A 21,194-nucleotide genomic window follows, 5' to 3' on the forward strand; every position below is an offset into this window, starting at 1 on the left:
TGGAATGTCACGTGCCAGCGCAGCAGCCGCCATCTATTTTGATTTTGTAGTTTGAGAAGTTTGTTTGTTTGTAATGACATCATTTTTCGACAAACAGATTTTGCCGAGGTTTCACTCAGATCACCGTCGTGCCGGGAAAAAGAAACAAATTTTTTATTTTAAGCCGGTTGCGACGTTTAAATTTGCTCGAGAAAAAAATGACCAGGTTTGCCGTTTAAATAGACAGAGACGCGGTTTTTTGGACGCGGAATTGCGGCCGTGACGGCGCGACGAGTATCTCTCGGCATTTATTCTGCTGCCGGTGATTTCTCCGCACACAATCCTTCAAACGAGTGGGCGGCTCACACGCCGAGGTCGGCGCTTAACGGCACTGATAACGCGCATCACCACGCCGTCGACCCATTCGATCGCCGCCGACACCATGACCTCAGGCTGTCGAATCAACTTCTGCCATGGATCTTCAGCGCCAGTAACCCGGCGAACGCGGCCTAGCTTGGCCGGGCCAGTAGCCTGCGACTTTCCTCTAGTGCCGATCTGCCGCGCCGGCCGAGTAGCTTCTCCCAGGGCTGGGTGAGCGGCTGGCACCGCGGGCCGACGCTCCAGTTCGAGCTCGACTCGAGGGTCATCCGCTTCCGCCTGTGGCGCAGAGCGCCATTCCCGACGGGACGCCAGACGGCAACATGCTGGTCTGTCGCGAGTCCGTCGAGGTCGATGCGCCGACGCAGGATTGAGATCCGGAAGCTGGGCGCCAAGGCTGACCTGCCTCGCCGGTCGATCTCCATGACGACTCAGGTCTATGCCAAGATGCAACGCGGCTCGACGAAGCGCTCTGCTGGCCGTCGACGATGTGCCGCCTCGGAGTGTGTGGTCTCGAAATTTCTGTGTTTGGGCGGGGACATTTGATCTGTGTCATCTCGGCGACACGTTCAGCCGCCTGGGGCGTACACTCGATCCTACGCCGCTCAGGCTGCGTCGCTGATGACGGCGCCGCTATCGGGCAGTCTTGCCGACCGAAGGGTGTAACAGGGTCGACCCAGTTCCGGGCAGCGATGCCCAACCACGTTTCGCTCGCCTGTTCCTGCGCGCCCGAGTCGATTCTCGGAGCTCGCCGACGGGGCAGGCTCGTACTGATGGTCCGGGCTGCACGACCAGTCCCGATCGCGCGCCCGGCGCGGATCGACACCGAGCCGAAGGTGACCCGGGCCAGAGGGCGGTCTGCCGGACGCCGGAGGGGGAGAGGAGCTGAAAACGGCGGCACCTCAACCACACCCATGACACGACAGGTGCTCTCCTCAGTCCAGCGGCCAGGGATGATGCGGGCTGGCGCCATGCTTGCCTGACAGGGGCCGGTCGCCTGTGCGCCATGCCCTGGCTCCGCCTGTCGACGCGTGCTGAGCTGAACTTCGCTCGGTCGCGCCAGCGCCGGCGCCGACCGAGCGACAGGCGATGAGATGCAAGATATTTTTGTAAACATTTTGAGACGGCAGAGACTGCGAACTTCCCGCGACTGGGCACCGTGACCGGCGCCTGCGACTGGACACTAATGATCCCGACGAAGCCAGACCCGACGACGAAGTTTGCCGGCCTGCCCGCCTCCGGTCGGCCGGCCTTTCACATTTCCCGGTGGAGCAGATCGTTCCCTAACAGATTTGTAGTTTCCAGCCGAAAACTACAAATCTGTTAGGGACGATCTGCTTTCCACCGGGGAAGGTGAGGCGGAAGCGCCCCGGGCCGACCGGGTGCGGTCGGGGCCGGGGCGCTTCGTCGTCGGGTCCTGTCGTCGGGTCCCGTTCGTTGGGTGTCCAGTCGCGGGTGTCCAGTCGCGGGTGCCCAGTCGCGGGTGCCCAGTCGCGGGTGCCCGGTCGCGGGTGCCCAGGCGCGGGTGGCGTCAGTCGGCTTGGGCGTCGCGGCGCTGGGCGGCGAGGAAGCGCTCGACGTCGGCGCGTCCTTCGATGGCGTAGCGCTTGGCGGCCGGGGAGCGGGGGTCCGCTCCAGCCACGCGTCGACCTTGGCCAGGAGCTCCTCCGAGGCCAGGGCGCGGGGGAAGCCGTACTCGAGGGCGACCGACGCCTTGTGGGTGCCGAGGTGCTCCCAGAGCGTGTCGGCGGCCTCGAAGTAGCGGTCGACGTACGGCGCCAGCACGTCATCCTGGCCGCTGGGTGCGAAGGCGAGCACGATGGAGCGGTGTGTCTCGTTGGGTGTCGTGGGGTCGACGAAGGTCGCCTGGAACGCCGCCTCCTTCGCCTCCGGCGTCGGCTGTACGGCGCGCGCTGCAGCCGCGCGTTCCTGGCCCGAGATCGTGTTGTCACCTTCGAGCTCGGTGTCGATCCGACCGGCTGCCGAGCCGTTGCGGGCGAGGCCGCTGATCAGCGACCAGCGGAGGTCCTGGTCGACGGCCAGACCATCGAACACGAGCCTGCCGTCGAGCAGGGCTCCGAGATCGGTCAGGGCGGCCTCGGACGAGGCTGCCGCTGCGTAGGAGCGGGCGAAGGTGAGTTGGGCATCGCTGCCCGGTTCGGCCGTCTGGAGGAGGCCACGCAGGCCCTGTTCCCATTCGGTCGACAGGGCTGCCCGGTGCTCCGGCGCCGTCATCAGCGACACGGCCTGAGCGGCGTAGGTCGGGATCCGGGTGACGCCCCAGGCGTCGGTCTCGGAGCCGATGTTGGCCAGCACGAGGCGCACGAAGTCGGTCGCCGGGAGCTCGGCATCACGGGTCATGTCCCACGCCGCACCCCAGCACAGGGCTCGGGCCAGGGAGTCCTCAAGGCTCGAGAGCCCCGACATCAAGGTGGCCAGCGAGCGCTCGTCGAGCCGGATCTTGGCATAGGTGAGGTCGTCGTCGTTGAGCAGGAGCAGGTCGGGCTGCTTGACGCCCACGAGCGCCGGGATCTCGGTGAGCTCACCGTCGACATCGACCTCGACGGACTCGCGACGAACCAGACGCGTGTTGCCGTCGGAGTCGGTCACGGCGTCGTACAAGCCGACCCCGATGCGGTGGCGACGCAGCGTCGGCCAGTCGGGGTGGGCGCTCTGCGCCACGGAGAACGAGGTGTAGTTGCCGTCCGAGTCGAGCTCGAACTGGGGCGTCAGCGTGTTGACTCCCGCGGTCTGCAGCCACTCGTTGGCCCAGCCCTGGAGCTCTCGGCCGGAAGCCTTCTCGAGCGCGGCGAGCAGGTCGGTGAACTCGGAGTTCGCATAGGCGAAGTCCTTGAAGTACTGGCGCAGCCCGGCCAGGAACGGGTCGAGGCCCACCCAGGCCACCAGTTGCTTGAGCACCGAGGCGCCCTTGGCGTAGGTGATCATGTCGAAGTTGACCTCGACGGCCTGCAGGTCGTAGTTGTCGGCGGCGATCGGGTGGGTCGACGGCATCTGGTCCTGGCGGTAGCCGGTCTGCTTGCGCGCGTTGGCGAAGCCGGTCCAGGAATCGGTGTACTCCGTCGCCTCGACCTCGGCGTGGTAGCACGCCCACTCGGCGAAGGACTCGTTGAGCCACAGGTCGTCCCACCACTTCATGGTGACGAGGTCGCCGAACCACATGTGGGCCATTTCGTGGAGGATCACCGAGCAGCGGAACTCGTAGAACGACCGGGGCTGACGGGAACGGGGAAGATACTCGTCGCGCAGCGTCACGCAGCCAGCGTTCTCCATCGCGCCCATGTTGTATTCGGGCACGTAGAGCTGGTCGTACTTCTCGAACGGGTAGGGGAAGTCGAAGGCGTCCTCGAAGAACTCGAAGCCGGCCCGGGTCAGCTTCACCAGCTCCTCGCGGTCGAGGTGCGCGACGAGCGACTGGCGGCAGTAGTGACCCAGCGGGATGGTGCCGTGCTTGCCCTCGTAGACGTCCTGGACCTCGTGGTACTCACCGGCGACCAGCGCGGTGATGTAGGTCGACATGCGCTTGGTCGCGGGGAAGTTCCATACCGCGGTGCCGCGCCCCAGGGGGTCCGGCTTCGGGGTGGGGGCGTTGGAGACGACCTTCCAGTGCTCCGGCGCGACGACGTTGAAGGTGAAGACGCTCTTGAGGTCTGGTTGCTCGAAGGTGGTGTAGACGCGGCGAGCATCGGGCACCTCGAACTGCGAATAGAGGTAGACGCGGTCGTCGACGGGGTCGACGAACCGGTGCAGACCTTCGCCGGAATGGCTGTAGGTGCAGTCCGCGCGCACGACGAGTTCGTTGTCCTCGGCGAGGCCGTCGAGCTGGATCCGGCTGTCGGCGTACGCCGTCGCGGGGTCGAGCGAGCGCCCGTTGAGGGTGATCTCGTGGACCGTCGCCCCCACCAGGTCGGCGAACGTCGACGCTCCCGCCTCCCGGCTGGTGAACCGGATGGTGGTGGTCGAGCCGAACGTGGTCTCCGACGTGGTCAGGTCGAGATCGACGGTGTAGGACTGGACGTCGAGGAGTGCCGCGCGGGTCTGCGCCTCTTCGCGAGTGAGGTTGGTTCCAGGCATGTCCGGCATCATGACACGCCAAGGTGAGCGTTGATCCAATCGTTACCGCTGCGGTCCGAAGACTCCGCGGAACAACCCGGCGGCGCCGGGCGTTGCCCCAGACATGAACAGAGCAGACTTCTGGTTCGACCCCCTGTGCCCCTTCGCCTGGATCACCTCCCGCTGGATGCTCGAGGTGGAGCAGGTCCGTGACGTCGAGGTCTCATGGCACGTCATGAGCCTCGCCTACCTCAACCAGGACAAGGACATCCCTGACGACTACCGCGAGATGCTCGAGGGTGCCTGGAAGCCGGTGCGGATGCTCCTCGCCGCAGAGAAGGCCCACGGCAACGAGGTGCTGCTGCCGCTCTACACGGCAATCGGCAATCGGGTGCACCCGGGCGGTCGCGAGCTCGATGAGAAGCTCCTGGCGGAGGCGCTGGCCGAGGTCGGCCTGCCTGCCGAGCTGCTCGAGGCGACCGACTCCTCCGAGTTCGATGACGACGTGAAGCGTTCCCACCACGAGGGCATGGACCAGGTCGGCCAAGAGGTCGGCACCCCGGTCATCTCCATCAACGGCGCTGCGTTCTTCGGCCCCGTGCTCACGTCCATCCCGCGCGGAGAGTCGGCAGGGGAGTTGTGGGACGCCACGGTCACCCTGGCTGGCTATCCCTACTTCTTCGAGCTCAAGCGCTCGCGTACGGCGGAGCTCGACTTCTCCTGACCCGCGGTCTCGGTGCAGCCTTGGCGGAACCGGTCTTCGTCCCACTCAGTGAGTCGGGACGGAGGCCGGTTCGTCGCTGTTTCAGGCGGGCGAAGAGAGTTACATGGCTGTAATTAATTGGACTGCATAGCGTGTCGGTGCTTGACATGTGCATACTGACGCCTCGTGAGGCCAATGTTGCGTGTGTGGTTACTGGCGCTGGTGGGATTGATGGCCAGCCTCCTTGTCCCTGTCGGCTCCGGCACGGCGGCGGTGACGTCGTACCTGTGCTGGGGCTATGACGGCTGCCAGAAGGCCGGCTACAGCCACGCGAACTACAAGCAGAACGCGAGCAAGATGTGGTGGCGGATGTATTCCGGCCACAACTGCACCAACTACGTCGCCTACCGCCTCATCCAGAACGGCTATTCCTCGGAGCGGCCGTGGACCGGCAGTGGCAACGCCACCAACTGGGGCGTGGCCATGAAGAGCATCACCGACACCACGCCCACCGTGGGGTCGGTCGCGTGGTGGAAGGCCGGTCAGGGCGGCGTCGGCAGCGCCGGACACGTCGCCTACGTCGAGAAGGTCGTCTCCAGCACCGAGATCATCGTCTCCCAGGACAGCTGGGGCGGCGACTTCAGCTGGCGACGGATCACGAAGAGCAGTTCCTCGTGGCCGTCGGGCTTCATCCACTTCAACGACCGCACGATCACCTCGACGGCCGCCCCGACGATCCAGGGCACCGCGAAGGTGGGGGCGACCGTGAAGACGGCGGGTGCCAAGTGGGACGGCAAGCCGACGACGATCGGCCGTCAGTGGTACGCCGACGGGGTCGCGATCCCGGGGGCGAACAAGGCGAGCTTCACCGTCGCGCCGGCGCAGGTCGGCAAGAAGCTCACTGCCACGATCACCGCGAGCCGTGACGGCTTCACCCCGGCAACTGCCTCGGCTCCGGCCACGAAGGCGGTCGAGAAGGGTGAGTTCGCACCGATCGATGAGCCGGTGCTCAACGGGGCGCCGGAACTGGACGAGACGCTCGAACTCACGACCAACGCGTGGACCCCGTCGCCCAACAAGGTCAACGTCAAGTGGTTCGCCGACGGCAAGCGCATCACGGACCCGACCGGTGCCAACGTGACCGGCACGAAGTTGACGCTCACCGAGGCGCAGGTCGACGCACGGATCCACGTCCGGGTGGTCGTGAACGGGCCGGGTTACGTGAAGGCGGCCAAGGACACGGCGGCGACCGAGCCCGTGGTGGCGGGGGCGACCGAGCTCTCGGCGCCGACCAAGGTCACCGGAAAGCCGAGAGTGGGCGACACCCTCACCGCAACGCCGGGCAAGGTCAGCCCGACCGACGCGACCACCACGATCACCTGGCTCCGGGACGGGAAGCAGGTCGGCACCGGGCCGACGTACGTCGTGCAGGGTGCGGACCTCGGTCGGGTCCTGCGGGTGCAGACCACCGCGACCCTGAAGTCCCATCGCCCGGCGACGTCCCTGACCGACGTCGCGAAGGCGGCCTTCACCAAGCCCGTCCTCACGGCGGAGCCGGTGGGCAAGAAGGGCGCCGCCGTCGTCCACGTGAAGGGCTCGGCCCCCGGGGTCAGCGGCCTCTCGGGCACCGTCATGGTGAAGGTGGGCAAGCAGAAGGTCCGTGCGGAACTGGTCAACGGCAAGGCCAAGGTCCGGGTGGAGGGACTGAAGAAGGGGCGCGCCCGGTCAAGGCGCGGCTCCTCCCGGCCCTTCCGATCAAGGGCGCCAAGACAGTGAAGAGCAAGGTCCAGGTCAAGTGAGCAAACGACAGCAGCAGACATCACACCGGCGCTGAGCGCCAGGAGACGGAGATCGACCAGCATGACTCGAGGACGACACATCAAGACCAGCGCAGCGCTGCTGCTCACCGTCGGGCTGATGGCCCCCTCGGCGGTGCCGCCTCGAACGCCAACGCGGTGATTGCGCCGCCGGGTGCTGATGAACTCGCCCTCGCCGCCGACGGCTCGGGTGTCGCCGCCCTGGACCTGCCCGTCGGCACCGCGGCCCAGGGCCCGGCCGCTCGGCGCTCCCTGAGCAGCAGCGACGTCCAGGTGCTCGACGCCTGGGACACCGAGACCTTCTCCCAGGTGGCGGTGACCTGGCAGGGCGCCGCCGGCGATGTCGAGGTGCGCACCCGCAGCAACGGCCAATGGACCGGATGGCAGGAGCTCGAGCCGCTCGGCGACGGACCGGACGGTCCCGAGGCGAGCAAGCGGCAGGGCAGCGACCTGGTCTGGGTGGGCGACTCCGACGGAGTCCAGCTCCGCGCCACCGGCGCGATCCCTGACGACCTTCGCCTGGTGCTGCAGCGACCCGAGCTGGAGACGACGACGGTCGCGCGCACGGCGGCGAACTCCACCGAGACGCCCCCGGTCGTCAATGCCGCGAACACCAACGCCAACAACACCACCACCAACACCGCCGCGCCGGCCAAGCGGACCAAGGTGCCGCGCCCCGGGCTCCTGAAGAAGCGCAAGGCGTGGGGACCCAACAACAAGTGGCGCAACGGCAAGCCCACCTTCAACACGTCGCTCAACCAGGTGCACATCCACCACACGGCGTCCAGCAACGACTACACGAAGGCCGAGGTCCCGGGCATCATCCGCGGCATGATGCGCTACCACACCCAGACCCTGGGCTGGTTCGACATCGGCTACAACTTCCTGGTCGACAAGTACGGCGGCATGTGGGTCGGACGAAGTGGTGGCGCCGGCAAGTTGGTGCGCGGTGCCCACACGCTGGGCTTCAACAACGACTCCACTGGGATCGCGGTGATCGGCAACTTCGAGACGGCGACGCCGACCAAGCAGATGCTCGTCAAGATCGCTCGGATCGCGGCGTGGAAGCTGGACCGGCACAACGCGCCCAAGGCCAAGGGGAAGGTGACGGTCACCTCCACCGGCAGTGACCGCTACAAGGCGGGGACGAAGGTCAAGCTCCCGGCGATCGACGGCCACCGTGACACCAACCAGACGGCGTGCCCCGGTGCCCAGCTCTACGACCGCCTCGGCAAGATCCGCAACCGCGCGCAGAAGCGCCTCAACAAGTTCCGCTCGTGATCGCGGTCGCGCGGTGCGGTTCGCCGCGCCGGCTGAGGGGAGATCGGTCCACACCACTAGACTCCCGGGCATGAGTCATGTCCTTTCTGCTGTCGCCTGGCCCTACGCAAATGGGCCGCGCCACATCGGCCACGTGGCCGGTTTCGGTGTCCCCTCCGATGTCTTCAGCAGATACATGCGCATGGCGGGGCACGACGTGCTCATGGTCTCCGGCTCCGACGAGCACGGCACCCCGATCCTCATCGCCGCCGACGAGGCCGGTCTCACGCCCCAGCAGCTGGCAGACCGCAACCATCGGTTGATCGCCGAGGACCTCGCGTCGCTGGGCATCTCCTACGACCTCTACACGCGCACCACCACGCGCAACCACCACGCGGTGGTCCAGGAACTCTTCCTGGGGGTCTACGAGAACGGCTACTTCGTCGAGCAGACGACGTACGGCGCGATCTCGCCCTCGACGGGCCGCACCCTTCCCGACCGCTACATCGAGGGCACCTGCCCCATCTGTGACGCCGACGGCGCCCGGGGCGACCAGTGCGACAACTGTGGCAACCAGCTCGATCCCCACGACCTCATCAACCCGCGGTCGAAGATCAACGGCGAGACCCCGGAGTTCATCGAGACGCAGCACTTCTTCCTCGATCTTCCGGCGTTGGCCGAGGCGCTCACCGAGTGGCTCGACGAGCGTGAGCGGTCCGGCACTTGGCGGCCCAACGTCATCCGCTTCAGCCAGAACATCCTGAAGGAGATCCGGCCACGCGCGATGACGCGCGACATCGACTGGGGCATCGCGGTCCCGCTCGAGGGCTGGCAGGACAACCCCACGAAGAAGCTCTACGTCTGGTTCGACGCCGTGATCGGCTATCTCTCCGCTTCGATCGAGTGGGCCCGCCGCAGCGGCGATCCCGAAGCTTGGCGCCGGTGGTGGAACGAGCCGGAGGCGTTGTCCTACTACTTCATGGGCAAGGACAACATCACCTTCCACAGCCAGATCTGGCCGGCGGAGCTGCTGGCCTACTCCGGCAAGGGGTCCAAGGGCGGCGAGGCGCGCTCCTACGGCGAGCTCAACCTGCCCACCGAGGTCGTCTCGAGCGAGTTCCTGACGATGGAGGGCAAGAAGTTCTCCTCGTCCAAGAAGATCGTCATCTACGTGCGCGACCTGCTCAGCCGCTACCAGCCCGATGCGTTCCGCTACTTCGTGGCAGCGGCCGGCCCCGAGAACCAGGACAGTGACTTCACCTGGGCGGAGTTCGTCCGGCGTACCAATGACGAGCTCGTTGCGGGCTGGGGCAACCTGGTCAACCGCACGGCCACGCTCATCGCGAAGAACTTCGGTGAGATCCCGCCGGCCGGTGAGCTCACCGATCAGGACCGGGCCGTGTTGGCGGCCACCGAGACCGCCTTCGGTGTCGTCGGCTCCGAGATCGCGGTGCACCGTCAGAAGTCGGCGATCACCGAGGCGATGCGAGCCGTTGCCGACGTCAACAAGTATGTCACCGACACCGCCCCGTGGACCCTGGCCAAGGACCCGGCCGACCGGGAGCGCCTGGGCACGATCCTGCACGTCATGGCACAGTGCGTTGCCGACCTCAACCTGGTGCTCTCACCGTTCCTGCCCTTCTCCGCCAACGCGGTGGACGAGGTCTTCGGTGGCAAGGGCGACGTGCAGCCGATGCCCCGGATTGTGGAGGCTGAGGACCTCGACGGGGGCGCGGCCTACCCGATCATCACCGGCGACTACGCCGAGGTGCGGTCCTGGCAGCGCCACCCGGTCGCGGTGGGCACGCCGGTCGCCAAGCCGACCCCGGTCTTCACCAAGCTCGACCCGGCGATCATCGACGAGGAGCTCGAGCGCCTCGGCAGCTGAACGGCGTGCCCGGACCGGTCAGCGAAGCATGACCGAACCGCCGTCGGTCATGAGCGTCTGACCGGTCATGTACTGAGCGTCGGCACTGGCCAGGAAGACGGCCACGGGTGCGATGTCGTTGCGCGGGTCGCCCAGTCGCTTCATCGGGGTGCCCTTGGTCAGGGTCTTCTCCTGCTCGGGGTGCGCGGCGATGAAGTTCGCCACTCCCTCGGTGAGGGCGAGCGGGGAGATCAGGTTGACGTTGATGCCGTCAGCAGCCCACTCGTTGGCGGCCACGCGGCTGAGGCCTCGTACGGCTTCCTTCGCCGCGGCGTACGCCGCCTGGGTGACGTTGCCCCGCAACCCGGCGCCGGAGGCGAAATTGATGACGGACCCCTTGGTCTGGAGCAGGTGCGGGTGCGCCTCGCGCATCAGCCAGAAGACCGGCCAGAAGCCGGTGCCGAAGGAGAGGTCGAAGTCGGCCATCGAGGTCTCGACGAACGGTGCCTGGCGCGATGCGTGGGCGTTGTTGACCAACACGTCCAGCTTGCCGAAGTGCTCCACCGCCGTGTTCACGATGATCGCCGCATTGGCCTCGACCGACAGGTCGGCCGCCAGGAAGTGAGCGGCATCGCCGAGATTCGCTGCGAAGTCACGGCCGGCCTCCTCGTTGACGTCGACGAGGAGGACCTTGGCGCCCTCGTCGACGTAGGCCTGGACGATGGCCTTGCCGATCCCTCCGGCGCCGCCGGTGACGATGGCAACCTTGCCTTCGAGCCTCATGTCGTTGCACTCCTCCTGCGTGTGGCCCGGGCGTGGTCGGTCCGCGCCCGTCGCTGGCCCCGGTGACAGTAGGACGAGCAGCGTTGTGACCGGAGTCTCCCGGTCCAGTGATCGGGACAGCAGCGGCCGGGCCGATCAGGCCATGTAGGTCAACGTCCTGGCCTGCTGCGTGCGGCGCCTCCGGGGAGCTGCGCCATGGATGCCACGCTCGCGACGGCCAAGCGCTGACCAACGTGACCTAGGGTTCGGAGCATGGCCCTGCATCCCCAAGCGCGGCGCGCGGTCGAGGCGAGCGCCGGCGGACCGTCCGTGACCGATCCCGGCTTCGACATCGGTGCGGCGCGTCTCGCCGACCGGGCCGCTGAGGTGGGGCGGGAGCGTGAAGCCGTGCTCGAGGTCCGTGACATCGATGCCGACGGCGTGCCGGGGCGCTACTACCGGCCGGCCGGACGTACCGATGCGCTCGTGCTGCACCTCCACGGTGGTGGTTTCGTCTTCAACGACGTCGAGGTGCACGACCGAGCGGTGCGCGGTTTCGCCAACAGGCTCGGGGTCCCGGTCCTGAGCGTCGACTACCGCCGTCCGCCCGAGCACCGCTTTCCGGCGGCTCCCGACGACGTCGACCGGGTCGTGCGCTGGGTGCTGGGAGGGGACTGGGTGAGGTACCTCGTCTGCTCGTGCACGGGGACAGCGCCGGTGGCAACCTGGCGTTGGTCGCCGCGCTGCGCAACCCCGGTGTCTTCGAGGCGGTGCTGCTCGTCTACCCCTTCCTCGACCCGGAGCAGCGCTTCGACTCCTACCGGACCGCTGCCGACGGGTTCGAACCCGCGGAGGCGGCCTGGTACTGGCAGCAGTACGCCGCCTCCCCGGCCGACCTCGAGCACCCCGACCTCGCCCCACTGCGATCGAAGGTGCTCGACACCTTGCCGGCGACGCTCGTGCTCACCTCCGAGCACGACCCGCTTCGTGACGAGGGGGAGCACCTGGTGCACCTTTTGGCCGAGTCCGGCGTCGAGGTGCTCGGCAGCCGGGTGCTGGGGCAGCTCCACGGCTTCTGGCGTCACCCGGACGTCTTTCCCGTGGCCACACCGGTCCAGTGGCAGGTGGCGGCCTTCGCGCACATGGTCCTGCAACGTGAACCCGCGGTGCGCGGCGGCCACACTTCCTGAGAGGCTTGTTCCATGCGCGTGCACCTCGGCTCGGACCATGCCGGACTAGAACTCAAGGACCACCTCCTTAACGCGATCGTGGAGCTGGGGCACGAGGTCATCGACCACGGCCCCTTCGTCTACGACGCCCTCGACGACTACCCCGTCTTCTGCCTGCGTGCCGCAGAGGGCGTGGCCACCGACCGCGCCGAGGGCCTCGACAGCCTCGGCGTCGTGATCGGCGGCTCGGGCAACGGTGAGCAGATGGCGGCCAACAAGGTCGCCGGCATCCGCTCGGCGCTGGTGTGGTCGGAGGAGACCGCCGTCCTTGCCCGTGAGCACAACGACGCCAATGTGATCTCGGTGGGCGGCCGGATGCACACCCTCGAGGAGATGACCCGCTTCATCGAGGTCTTCCTCGCCACTGCCTTCCCCGGCGACGAGCGGCACGTCCGCCGCATCGACCAGTTGGCGACGTACGAGCACGACGGCGAGCTGCCGCCGCTGCCGGAGTCCGCGCTCCGCGGCAGCACGGATGCCTGAGGGGCACACCCTCCATCGCCTGGCCGGACAACTCACCGACGTGTTCGCCGGCCATCGGGTGCACGTCTCGAGTCCACAAGGACGCTTCGCTGCAGATGCCGCCCTGGTGGACCGCACCGAGCTGGTCGGCGCGGAGGCCTGGGGCAAGCAGCTCTTCGTCGAGTTCGCCGACGAACGCCTGGTGCACGTGCACCTCGGGCTGATCGGCAGGTTCGACGTGGTCGCCGGTCCGTTGGCACCGCCCGTGGGGCAGGTGCGGCTGCGGCTGGTGCGCGACGACGGTGGCGCGTACGCCGACCTGCGTGGTGCCACCCGGTGCGACCTCGTGGGGCCGGCCCGTCGTACGGAGGTGGCGGCGTCGCTCGGCCCCGACCCGCTACGCACCGACGCGGACCCGGAGCGGGCGTGGCGGCGGATCTCCACCAGCGACCGGACCATCGGTGACCTGCTCATGGACCAGTCGGTGTTGGCAGGGGTCGGCAACGTCTATCGCGCCGAGGTGCTCTTCCGGCACCACATGCATCCCCTCCGCCCGGGACGGACCCTGCGCCGATCGCAGTTCGCCGCGATCTGGGCCGACCTCACCGAGCTCATGACGGAGGGGTCCGTACCGGACGCATCGACACCGTCCGACCCGAGCACACGCCGGAGGCGATGGGGCGTCCGCCGCGCAAGGACGACCACGGCGGTGAGGTGTATGTCTATCGTCGCACCGGCATGGCGTGCCTGGTCTGCGGAGGCACCGTGCGCACCGAGGGACTTGCCGGACGCAACTCGTTCTGGTGCCCCCGTTGCCAGCCGGTCTTCCGCTCACGTGCTCGCGTTTCGGGTTAGATTCGCCCCGGGCCGTCGGAGGAGCTGGGATGTCGCTTGAGTCACGCATGCGGTGGCGCGGATATGTGCGAGGGCTGCGACGGCTGATCACCGACGAGGGCTCCATCCTGGTGCTGCTGACGATCTTCACCGTCGTGCTGGCGGTGATCTCCGTCGGTTTCCCGGGCTCCTTCCCGCTCACGTCCGTGCTGATCCCGCTGACCATCGGCAGTGTGCTCCTCGGGCCCCGTCGCCTGCCGTGGTTCGTGATCATCGTGCTCGGGGTGCTGGTGCTGGCGATGACCCGGCAGCCGACCATCACCCCACGCATCGCCTCGGGCATCGTGGTGATCTTCGTGGTCGGACTGATCATCATGGTGACGTCGTTCCGGCGCACCGAGCTCGGCGTCGGCGGCATGCGCGGCGAGTCGATGCTCGTCGACCTGCGTGACCGGATCCTGCACCAGGCGCGTCTGCCGGCGCTGCCGGAAGGCTGGTACGTCGAGTCCGCGTTGCGGTCCGCGAGCGACACTCCGTTCGCCGGCGACCTGGTCCTCGCCGCCCGCCGGGGCCGAATGATCGACCTCGTGGTGGCCGACGTCTCGGGCAAGGGGAGGGAGTCGGCACCAAGTCGCTGCTGTTGTCGGGCGCCTTCGCCGGACTGCTCAGTGAGATTCCGTCCGCCGAGTTCCTCCCGGCGGCCAACCGCTACCTGATCCGGCAGGAGTGGATGGAGGGATTCGCCACGTGCGTGCACCTGACCGTCGACCTGGACTCCGGCGACTTCGAGCTGCGCAGCGCGGGCCATCCGCCGGCGATCCAGCTCCAGGCCCTCTCCGGTGAGAGCTGCGCCCATCAGCCGGAGGGGCCGTTGCTCGGCCTGATCGACGAGGCGGAGTTCGAGGTGGCACGTGGCAGCCTGGCTCCGGGTGACGCCGTCGTCATCTACACCGACGGCATGGTCGAGTCCCCGGGTCGCGACCTGGCCCAGGGCATCGACCGGCTCATCGATGGGGCGCACAGGATCCTCGGGGAGGGCCACCAGTACGGCGCCCAGCGCCTCGTCGACGAACTCGGTTCACCCGACGACGACCGCGCCCTCGTGCTCGTGCACCGCACCTGACCCGCGAGGTCGCGGAACTTGTCACGCGAGGTCGCAGTGGTTGCGCGCCGAAGTGGGGAAGTTGCGAGGAATCGCGCGAGCCGGGTGCCCACCATGGGCCGGCGGGGGTGAATTGGGAGGGCTCGGCGCCATGTGGCACGATTGCTCCGCACGTGGAACACGTGTGCGCGGATGTAGCTCAATGGTAGAGCCTCAGTCTTCCAAACTGATTACGCGGGTTCGATTCCCGTCATCCGCTCCGAGGACCCTGCAATTGGGGTCCTGGCGGGGCGTAGCGTAGTGGCTAGCGCGCCTGCTTTGGGAGCAGGAGATCGCAGGTTCGAGTCCTGTCGCCCCGACACGTGCACCAATCCGAACCAGAGGAGACCACCTGTGAAGAGCGCCGTCGAGACCTTGAGCCCGACCCGGGCCAAGCTGACCGTCGAGGTGCCCTTCGAGGAGCTCAAGCCGAGCCTCGACGCGGCCTACCAGCAGATCGCCAAGCAGATCAACGTGCCGGGCTTCCGCCGCGGCAAGGTTCCGCCGATGGTGATCGACCGTCAGATCGGCCGGGGTGCAGTGCTCGACCAGGCGATCAACGAGGCGCTCCCGCAGAAGTACTTCGAGGCGCTGCAGGAGTCGGAGCTCGAGCCGCTCGGCCAGCCCGAGATCGAGGTCACCAAGCTGGAGGACAACGAGGTCTTCGAGTTCACGGCCGAGGTCGACGTCAAGCCCGACTTCGAGCTGCCCGCCTACGACGGCATCGAGGCCAAGGTCGACGACGTGACCGTTGCCGACGCCGACGTCGAGGAGCAGCTGCAGGCTCTGCGCGAGCGCTTCGGCACCCTCAAGACGGTGGAGCGCGCGGCCGCCGATGGTGACTTCGTCACCATCGACCTGACTGCCCGTCAGGACGGCGAGGTCGTCGAGGGCGCCGAGGTCAGCGGCATGTCCTACAAGGTCGGCCGCGGCGGGATGCTCGACGGTCTCGACGAGGCCCTCGCCGGCATGAACGCCGACGACACCAAGACCTTCACCTCCGAGCTGGTCGGTGGCAACCTCGTCGGCGAGCCCGTCGAGGTCGAGGTCACGGTCACCCAGGTCCAGGAGCAGGAGCTCCCCGAGGCCGACGACGAGTTCGCCCAGCTGGCCTCCGAGTTCGACACCATCGGTGAGCTCACCGATGACGTGCGCGAGCGACTCACCCGTGGCAAGCGCCTGGAGCAGGCTGCCGCTGCCCGCGACGCGGTGCTCGAGGTGCTGCTGGAGAAGGTCGAGATCCCGCTTCCCGAGTCCCTGGTCACCGACGAGCTCAATGCGCGCCGCGAGAACATCGAGCAGCAGCTCATGTACTCCGGTCTCACCATGGAGAAGTACCTCGAGGACGAGAAGCAGACGCAGGAGGAGTTCGAGGCCGACCTCGACCGCCGCGTCCGCGACGCCGTTGCCGCGCAGTTCATCCTCGACAAGGTCGCCAAGGCCGAGGAGCTCGGTGTCGACCAGAACGAGCTGTCCCAGCACCTGGTGCGTCGCGCCCAGCAGTCCGGTCAGGACCCGCAGGAGTTCGCGAACCACATGTTCGAGCACAACCACATCCCCGACCTCGTCCAGGAGATCCTGCGTGGCAAGGCGCTCGCAACGATCGTCGAGGCCGCTGTGGTCACCGACGAGAGTGGCGAAGCCGTCGAGCTGAAGAACCTGCTGCCGGACGGCACCATCGGCGACCCGGCGGCCGAGGTCGCCGACGAGGCTGCCGACACCGAGGAGGACGCTCCCGCCGCGGAGTGATCCCACCCGTTCCACCACGACCGCCGGTCGGTGCCCAGCACCGACCGGCGGTCGCGCATTTTCACCCCGGTGTGTTGGTTTGCTCGGGCGGTCACCTGCAGGAAGACTCGCGGGATGACCACTGGAGCCCCGCAGGTGGAGCGAGCTGCGCTGCCTGCCGTCGTACGCCTGGGTTGGTCCTACGTGCGCTCCACCGCCGGCTTCGGGTGGCGGCTCGTGCAGCGTCAGGCGCCACCCGCGCTGACCGCGGGCCCGTTGGGGCGCGTGGCGAGGTCGCGAACGTCGGCGGTGCTGCGCAGCGCCGGCCGGGACGTGGAACCGAGCGAGGCCACGCTGATGGTCTCCTTTCCCCATGCCACCGGCCGCTTGCTGGTGTTCGTGCCCGACTCCACCGAGGACGAGTCGGTCTGGCAGGTCGGCCAGGAGCAGTACGGCGGCACCTACGCCTCGCGGCTCGCCCCGCGGTTGGACTGGACCCCGGTCCATGTGCGTGCCGCCGCTCCGTCCGGCGACCTCGATCGAGCGGCTGAGCTCGGCGCACTGCTGCAGCGGGTCGTCGACCACTGGCCCGAGCCCGTGGAGCGGATCGCCCTGGTTGCCCACGGTGACGGTGGACTGGCGCTGAGGGCCGCCGCCGGGGTGCGTTCGTGGACATCCGATGCCTGGCAGGAGAAGGTCTCCGACGTCGTCCTGCTCGGCACCCCGCATCTGTGGTCCGACGGGGAACGCTCCTTGGCCGTCAGCCGTCAGCTCGATGAGGACCTCGCGGGCATCGTGGGGAGCGAACGAGCTGATCCCGAGGTGGAGCCGATCCCCGGCGCGATCTACACCGTCATCACCCGCGCGGCACGCCTCGAGCGCAACGTGGCCGGCTCGCTGCTGGGCAGCCTGCTCTGGTGGCGTGACCGCGCCGCCCTGCGCCGCCGGGTGGCCCGTCAGCTCTTCCCGACCGCGACCGTGGTGCACGTCGAGGAGCCGGGCGTCTCGTTGGCCAACCACCCGGAGGTGCAGCAAGCCCTGATCGGCTGGTTGGCTTGACCCTTCCCTCCACTTGAGTGAACATATGTTCACTCAAGCCCTTGGAGGAAGCGTGGTCGCATCGACCCAGGCTCGCGTCACCGACCTGTGCTCGTTCGCGGCAACTGCTGCGCAGGAGCTGGTCGCCGACACCGTCCGCGACACCCACCGAGCAGTCGCGCAGCGCACCTTCTCCGTCCTCGAACCTCGCATCGGACCTCCGGCGGCGGTGGCCCGGCGGGTCCACGACGCCATCGCCGGCACCGTCCACACGTCCGTGCGCCTCGGTTTCCTCGGTGCCGCGCTCGGTCTCAAGGTGGCCGCCGATGCGGGCGCCGGTGCACCCGTGGAAGCCGGTGCGCGGGGCATCTTCGTGCGGACGTCGCTCAATGGTCTGGTCGGCGACCGGTTCGCGGCCGAGGGTTCGCGTCTCGCGCTCACCACCTCCGTGCGGGTCGGAGGTGCCGACGTCCCGCTCGACCGGTTGGCCTCGGCCTTCCCCGAGCCGGGTCGAAAGGTGGCGGTGCTCCTGCACGGGCTCTCCGAGGACGAGACCTGCTGGAACTGGCGTTCCAGGCCGGGGGTGCCCACGACCCTCGAGGTGCTCGTGGCGGCTGGTTGGACTCCGGTGCTGCTGCGCTCCAACACCGGCCTGCCGGTGCGGGAGAACGGGGCAGCGGTCTCCTCGCTCCTGCAGGACCTGGTCGCCGGTTGGCCGGTTCAGGTGGAACGGATCGTTCTCATCGGCCACTCGATGGGTGGGCTCATCCACCGTGCGGCCAGTGCGGTGACCACTGCTCACGAACGCCCCTGGACCGACCTGCTCACCGATGTGGTGACCTTGGGGACGCCCCATCTCGGCGCTCCGATTGCGCGCGGGATCAGCCGGGGGTGCGCAGCGCTGGCCCGGCTCCCCGAGACGGCCCCGGTCGGTCGGATCCTGGAGATGCGTTCCGCCGGCGTGCGCGACCTCGAGCAGGGCCTTCCCGACCTGCCGGCGCCGGAGCACGTCCGGTTCCGTCTGGTGTCCGCCTCGCTGACCCGCTCGCCCGACCATCCGGTGGGCCGTGTGGTGGGAGACCTCTTGGTGCAGGTGCCGTCGGCTCAGCCGGGCAGCGACCTCTTCCCGCGTGCCGACACGCTCCATGTGTCCAACGCGGACCATTTCGACATCCTCAACCACCCCCGGGTGCACGCGGCCCTGCGTGGCTGGCTGGCAGATTCCGCCTGAGCGACTCGACGCCCACCCGCGAACCTCTCGGCGTCCGCGCCGAATCCGCTGTGGGCGAACACCACTCGGATCCCCGTGGTTTTGGCGGACCTGCCGTCTAGTGTCGGTCTCGTGAACCAGATTCCCAGCCCTCAGATGAACGGCGGCCTGCCGTCCTACGGACTCGACGACAACGTCTACCAGCGGTTGTTGCGCGAACGGATCGTCTTCCTCGGTTCCGAGGTGCGTGACCAGAACGCCAACGCGATCTGCGCGCAACTGCTGCTGCTTTCGGCGGAGGACCCCGAGGCAGACATCTTCTTGCACATCAACAGCCCAGGTGGCTCGGTGGACGCCGGCATGGCGATCTACGACACGATGAACTACATCCCCAACGACGTGGCCACCGTGGCGATGGGACTGGCTGCCTCGATGGGGCAGTTCCTCCTGTGTGCCGGCACCGAGGGCAAGCGCTTCGCGCTGCCCCACGCGCGCATCATGATGCACCAGCCGTCCGGCGGCATCGGCGGCTCCGCCTCCGACATCAAGATCCAGGCGGAGCAGAGCCTGCTGCTGAAGAAGCAGCTCGGTGAACTGATCGCGCATCACACCGGTCGTTCCGTCGAGGAGATCGAGCGCGACTCCGACCGCGACCGTTGGTTCACCCCGCAGCAGGCCAAGGAGTACGGCCTCATCGACCAGGTCATCACCAACGCCCGCGAGACCGAGCAGAAGGACGCCTGAGGCACATGAACTACTACATTCCCCAGTGGGAAGAGCGCACCTCCTACGGCGTCCGCCGCATCGACCCCTACGCCAAGCTCTTCGAGGACCGGATCATCTTCCTGGGCACCCCGATCAGCGACGACATCGCCAACGCGGTCATGGCGCAGCTGCTGTGCCTGGAGTCGATGGACACCGAGCGTGACATCTCCATCTACATCAACAGCCCCGGTGGCTCGTTCACCGCGCTGACGGCGATCTACGACACGATGAAGTTCATCAAGCCCGACGTGCAGACCGTCTGCATGGGCCAGGCCGCTTCGGCTGCCGCGGTCCTGCTGGCGGCCGGTGCCCCGGGCAAGCGGCTCGCGCTGCCCAACGCCCGGATCCTGATCCACCAGCCCTACACCGAGGGTCAGGGTGGCCAGATCTCCGACCTGGAGATCCAGGCCAACGAGATCATTCGGATGCGCCAGCTGCTTGAGAAGATGCTCGCTGACCACAGCGGCAAGTCGGCCGAGGAGGTCAGCCGCGACATCGAACGTGACAAGATCCTGACCGCCGATCAGGCTGTCGAGTACGGCCTGATCGACTCGGTGCTCGAGTCCCGCAAGGCGACTCCCGCACTCGGATGAGTTCGATCCCCGTGTCCGACCCCGGGTGGGGCCGGGCGCGGGGTACCGTCGGCAGAGTTTGACGTTGAGGAAGGGACTTATCAGTGGCACGCATTGGGGACGGGGGCGACCTGCTCAAATGCTCGTTCTGCGGGAAGAGCCAGAAGCAGGTCAAGAAGTTGATTGCCGGACCCGGCGTCTACATATGTGACGAGTGCATCGACCTCTGCAACGAGATCATCGAGGAGGAGCTCTCCGAGCGCTCCGACGTGGGCCTCGAGGAACTGCCGAAGCCGAAGGAGATCTTCGATTTCCTCAACTCCTACGTGATCGGTCAGGAGCAGGCCAAGAAGTCGCTCGCCGTGGCGGTCTACAACCACTACAAGCGCGTGCAGTCAGGCGCCACGATCGGCAAGGGCGCCGACAACGTCGAGGTGGCCAAGTCCAACATCCTCGTCATGGGGCCCACCGGGTGTGGCAAGACCTACCTCGCGCAGACGTTGGCCAAGATGCTCAACGTCCCCTTCGCGATCGCCGATGCCACGGCGCTGACCGAGGCAGGCTATGTCGGCGAGGACGTCGAGAACATCCTGCTCAAGCTGATCCAAGCTGCCGACTACGACGTCAAGAAGGCCGAGACCGGCATCATCTACATCGACGAGATCGACAAGGTGGCCCGCAAGGCCGAGAACCCCTCGATCACGCGTGACGTCTCGGGTGAAGGCGTCCAGCAGGCACTGCTGAAGATCCTGGAGGGCACCTCTGCATCGGTCCCACCGCAGGGCGGTCGCAAGCACCCCCACCAGGAGTTCATCCAGATCGACACCACCAACATCCTCTTCATCGTGGGTGGTGCCTTCGCCGGGCTCGATCACATCATCGAGCAACGGGTCGGCAAGAAGAGCCTCGGCTTCACGGCCGAGGTGCGTGGCCAGGCCGAGCGCGACGCCGATGACCTCCTGGCGCAGGTGCGGCCTGAGGACCTCACCAAGTTCGGCTTGATTCCCGAGTTCATCGGTCGTCTCCCGCTGATCGCCAGCGTCTCGCCGCTCGACCGCCCGGCGCTGGTGCAGATCCTGACCGAGCCCAAGAATGCACTCGTCAAGCAGTACCAGAAGCTCTTCGAGATCGATGGCGTCGATCTCGAGTTCACCGACGATGCGATCAACGCCGTTGCGGAGAAGGCATTGGAGCGGGGCACCGGAGCCCGGGGGCTGCGCGCCATCATCGAGGAGGTCCTGCTCCACGTGATGTACGACGTGCCCTCCCGCAGCGACGTAGCCAAGGTGATCGTCACTGCCGAGGTCGTGACTGGCGAGGCGGCTCCGGAACTCGAACTGATCGACGAGGGCAAGAAGAAGAAGTCTGCCTGACCGTG

17 protein-coding genes, 2 tRNA genes and 2 pseudogenes are annotated in these 21,194 nt (G+C 67.4%); 18 read left to right on the top strand and 3 right to left on the bottom strand.

Going from position 1 to position 21,194, the window contains the following annotated elements; genetic code table 11:
• Window positions 1–1,680: 1,680 nt before the first annotated feature.
• Complete coding sequence (gene pepN / locus L1066_RS14850; protein ID WP_312007870.1) at window positions 1,681–4,449, bottom strand: aminopeptidase N; 2,769 nt, start codon at window positions 4,447–4,449, stop codon at window positions 1,681–1,683.
• Window positions 4,450–4,552: 103 nt separating this feature from the next.
• On the opposite strand from pepN, the gene L1066_RS14855 reads away from it, so the two are divergent.
• The 4 genes from L1066_RS14855 to metG all read left to right on the top strand — a co-directional run bounded on the left by L1066_RS14855 (window position 4,553) and on the right by metG (window position 10,096).
• Complete coding sequence (locus L1066_RS14855; protein WP_235737063.1) at window positions 4,553–5,152, top strand: mycothiol-dependent nitroreductase Rv2466c family protein; 600 nt, start codon at window positions 4,553–4,555, stop codon at window positions 5,150–5,152.
• 210 nt (window positions 5,153–5,362) lie between these two features.
• A complete protein-coding gene (locus L1066_RS14860) occupies window positions 5,363–6,907 on the top strand; it encodes a CHAP domain-containing protein (protein WP_235737064.1) in 1,545 nt (514 codons plus the stop codon).
• Window positions 6,908–7,086: 179 nt separating this feature from the next.
• Window positions 7,087–8,229, top strand: a complete 1,143-nt coding sequence (locus L1066_RS27810) for an N-acetylmuramoyl-L-alanine amidase (protein ID WP_235737065.1) — start codon at window positions 7,087–7,089, stop codon at window positions 8,227–8,229.
• 70 nt (window positions 8,230–8,299) lie between these two features.
• Complete coding sequence (gene metG / locus L1066_RS14870) at window positions 8,300–10,096, top strand: methionine--tRNA ligase (protein WP_235737066.1); 1,797 nt, start codon at window positions 8,300–8,302, stop codon at window positions 10,094–10,096.
• An 18-nt stretch (window positions 10,097–10,114) separates the two neighbouring features.
• On the opposite strand, the gene L1066_RS14875 is transcribed toward metG, so the two are convergent.
• Window positions 10,115–10,858 (bottom strand): SDR family NAD(P)-dependent oxidoreductase, encoded by a 744-nt coding sequence (locus L1066_RS14875; protein WP_235737067.1) that lies wholly within the window; start codon window positions 10,856–10,858, stop codon window positions 10,115–10,117.
• Between the two features lie 135 nt (window positions 10,859–10,993).
• The gene (locus L1066_RS27815) at window positions 10,994–11,338 is read right to left on the bottom strand and encodes a hypothetical protein (RefSeq protein WP_235737116.1); all 345 of its coding nucleotides are present in this window, start codon (window positions 11,336–11,338) and stop codon (window positions 10,994–10,996) included.
• 30 nt (window positions 11,339–11,368) lie between these two features.
• On the opposite strand from L1066_RS27815, the pseudogene L1066_RS27820 reads away from it, so the two are divergent.
• The 14 genes and pseudogenes from L1066_RS27820 to clpX form a co-directional block, all read left to right on the top strand.
• A pseudogene (locus L1066_RS27820) lies at window positions 11,369–11,455 on the top strand (alpha/beta hydrolase fold domain-containing protein); the annotation flags it as partial.
• Between the two features lie 80 nt (window positions 11,456–11,535).
• Window positions 11,536–12,027, top strand: coding sequence for an alpha/beta hydrolase fold domain-containing protein (locus L1066_RS26825; RefSeq protein WP_312007873.1), 492 nt, complete (start codon window positions 11,536–11,538; stop codon window positions 12,025–12,027).
• 12 nt (window positions 12,028–12,039) lie between these two features.
• Window positions 12,040–12,549 carry a ribose-5-phosphate isomerase gene (locus L1066_RS14890; RefSeq protein ID WP_235737068.1) on the top strand — a complete coding sequence of 170 codons (510 nt, stop codon included), beginning with the start codon at window positions 12,040–12,042 and terminating at the stop codon, window positions 12,547–12,549.
• Window positions 12,542–13,383: pseudogene (locus L1066_RS14895) on the top strand (Fpg/Nei family DNA glycosylase). The gene L1066_RS14890 and the pseudogene L1066_RS14895 overlap by 8 nt, the downstream one beginning before the upstream one ends.
• 29 nt (window positions 13,384–13,412) lie before the next feature.
• On the top strand, window positions 13,413–14,078 hold the full coding sequence (locus tag L1066_RS14900; protein ID WP_235737069.1) for a hypothetical protein: 666 nt from the start codon (window positions 13,413–13,415) through the stop codon (window positions 14,076–14,078).
• Window positions 14,003–14,485: a PP2C family protein-serine/threonine phosphatase gene (locus L1066_RS14905; RefSeq protein ID WP_235737070.1), complete on the top strand. Its 483-nt coding sequence runs from the start codon at window positions 14,003–14,005 to the stop codon at window positions 14,483–14,485. Before L1066_RS14900 ends, L1066_RS14905 begins: the two co-directional genes overlap by 76 nt.
• Before the next feature lie 167 nt (window positions 14,486–14,652).
• Window positions 14,653–14,723, top strand: a tRNA-Gly gene (locus L1066_RS14910).
• A gap of 27 nt (window positions 14,724–14,750) precedes the next feature.
• Window positions 14,751–14,823, top strand: a tRNA-Pro gene (locus L1066_RS14915).
• Between the two features lie 34 nt (window positions 14,824–14,857).
• Window positions 14,858–16,252 (top strand): trigger factor, encoded by a 1,395-nt coding sequence (tig, locus tag L1066_RS14920; protein ID WP_235737071.1) that lies wholly within the window; start codon window positions 14,858–14,860, stop codon window positions 16,250–16,252.
• A gap of 114 nt (window positions 16,253–16,366) precedes the next feature.
• Window positions 16,367–17,290: an esterase/lipase family protein gene (locus L1066_RS14925; RefSeq protein WP_235737072.1), complete on the top strand. Its 924-nt coding sequence runs from the start codon at window positions 16,367–16,369 to the stop codon at window positions 17,288–17,290.
• 52 nt (window positions 17,291–17,342) lie between these two features.
• Window positions 17,343–18,500 (top strand): esterase/lipase family protein, encoded by a 1,158-nt coding sequence (locus L1066_RS26830; protein ID WP_235737073.1) that lies wholly within the window; start codon window positions 17,343–17,345, stop codon window positions 18,498–18,500.
• Window positions 18,501–18,635: 135 nt separating this feature from the next.
• Window positions 18,636–19,223: an ATP-dependent Clp protease proteolytic subunit gene (locus tag L1066_RS14935; RefSeq protein ID WP_235737111.1), complete on the top strand. Its 588-nt coding sequence runs from the start codon at window positions 18,636–18,638 to the stop codon at window positions 19,221–19,223.
• A gap of 5 nt (window positions 19,224–19,228) precedes the next feature.
• Window positions 19,229–19,837, top strand: a complete 609-nt coding sequence (locus L1066_RS14940; protein ID WP_235737074.1) for an ATP-dependent Clp protease proteolytic subunit — start codon at window positions 19,229–19,231, stop codon at window positions 19,835–19,837.
• A gap of 83 nt (window positions 19,838–19,920) precedes the next feature.
• Complete coding sequence (clpX, locus tag L1066_RS14945) at window positions 19,921–21,189, top strand: ATP-dependent Clp protease ATP-binding subunit ClpX (RefSeq protein WP_235737075.1); 1,269 nt, start codon at window positions 19,921–19,923, stop codon at window positions 21,187–21,189.
• Window positions 21,190–21,194: the final 5 nt, after the last annotated feature.

The sequence above is a fragment of the Nocardioides alcanivorans genome (genome assembly GCF_021555175.1).
Lineage (GTDB): Bacteria > Actinomycetota > Actinomycetes > Propionibacteriales > Nocardioidaceae > Nocardioides > Nocardioides alcanivorans.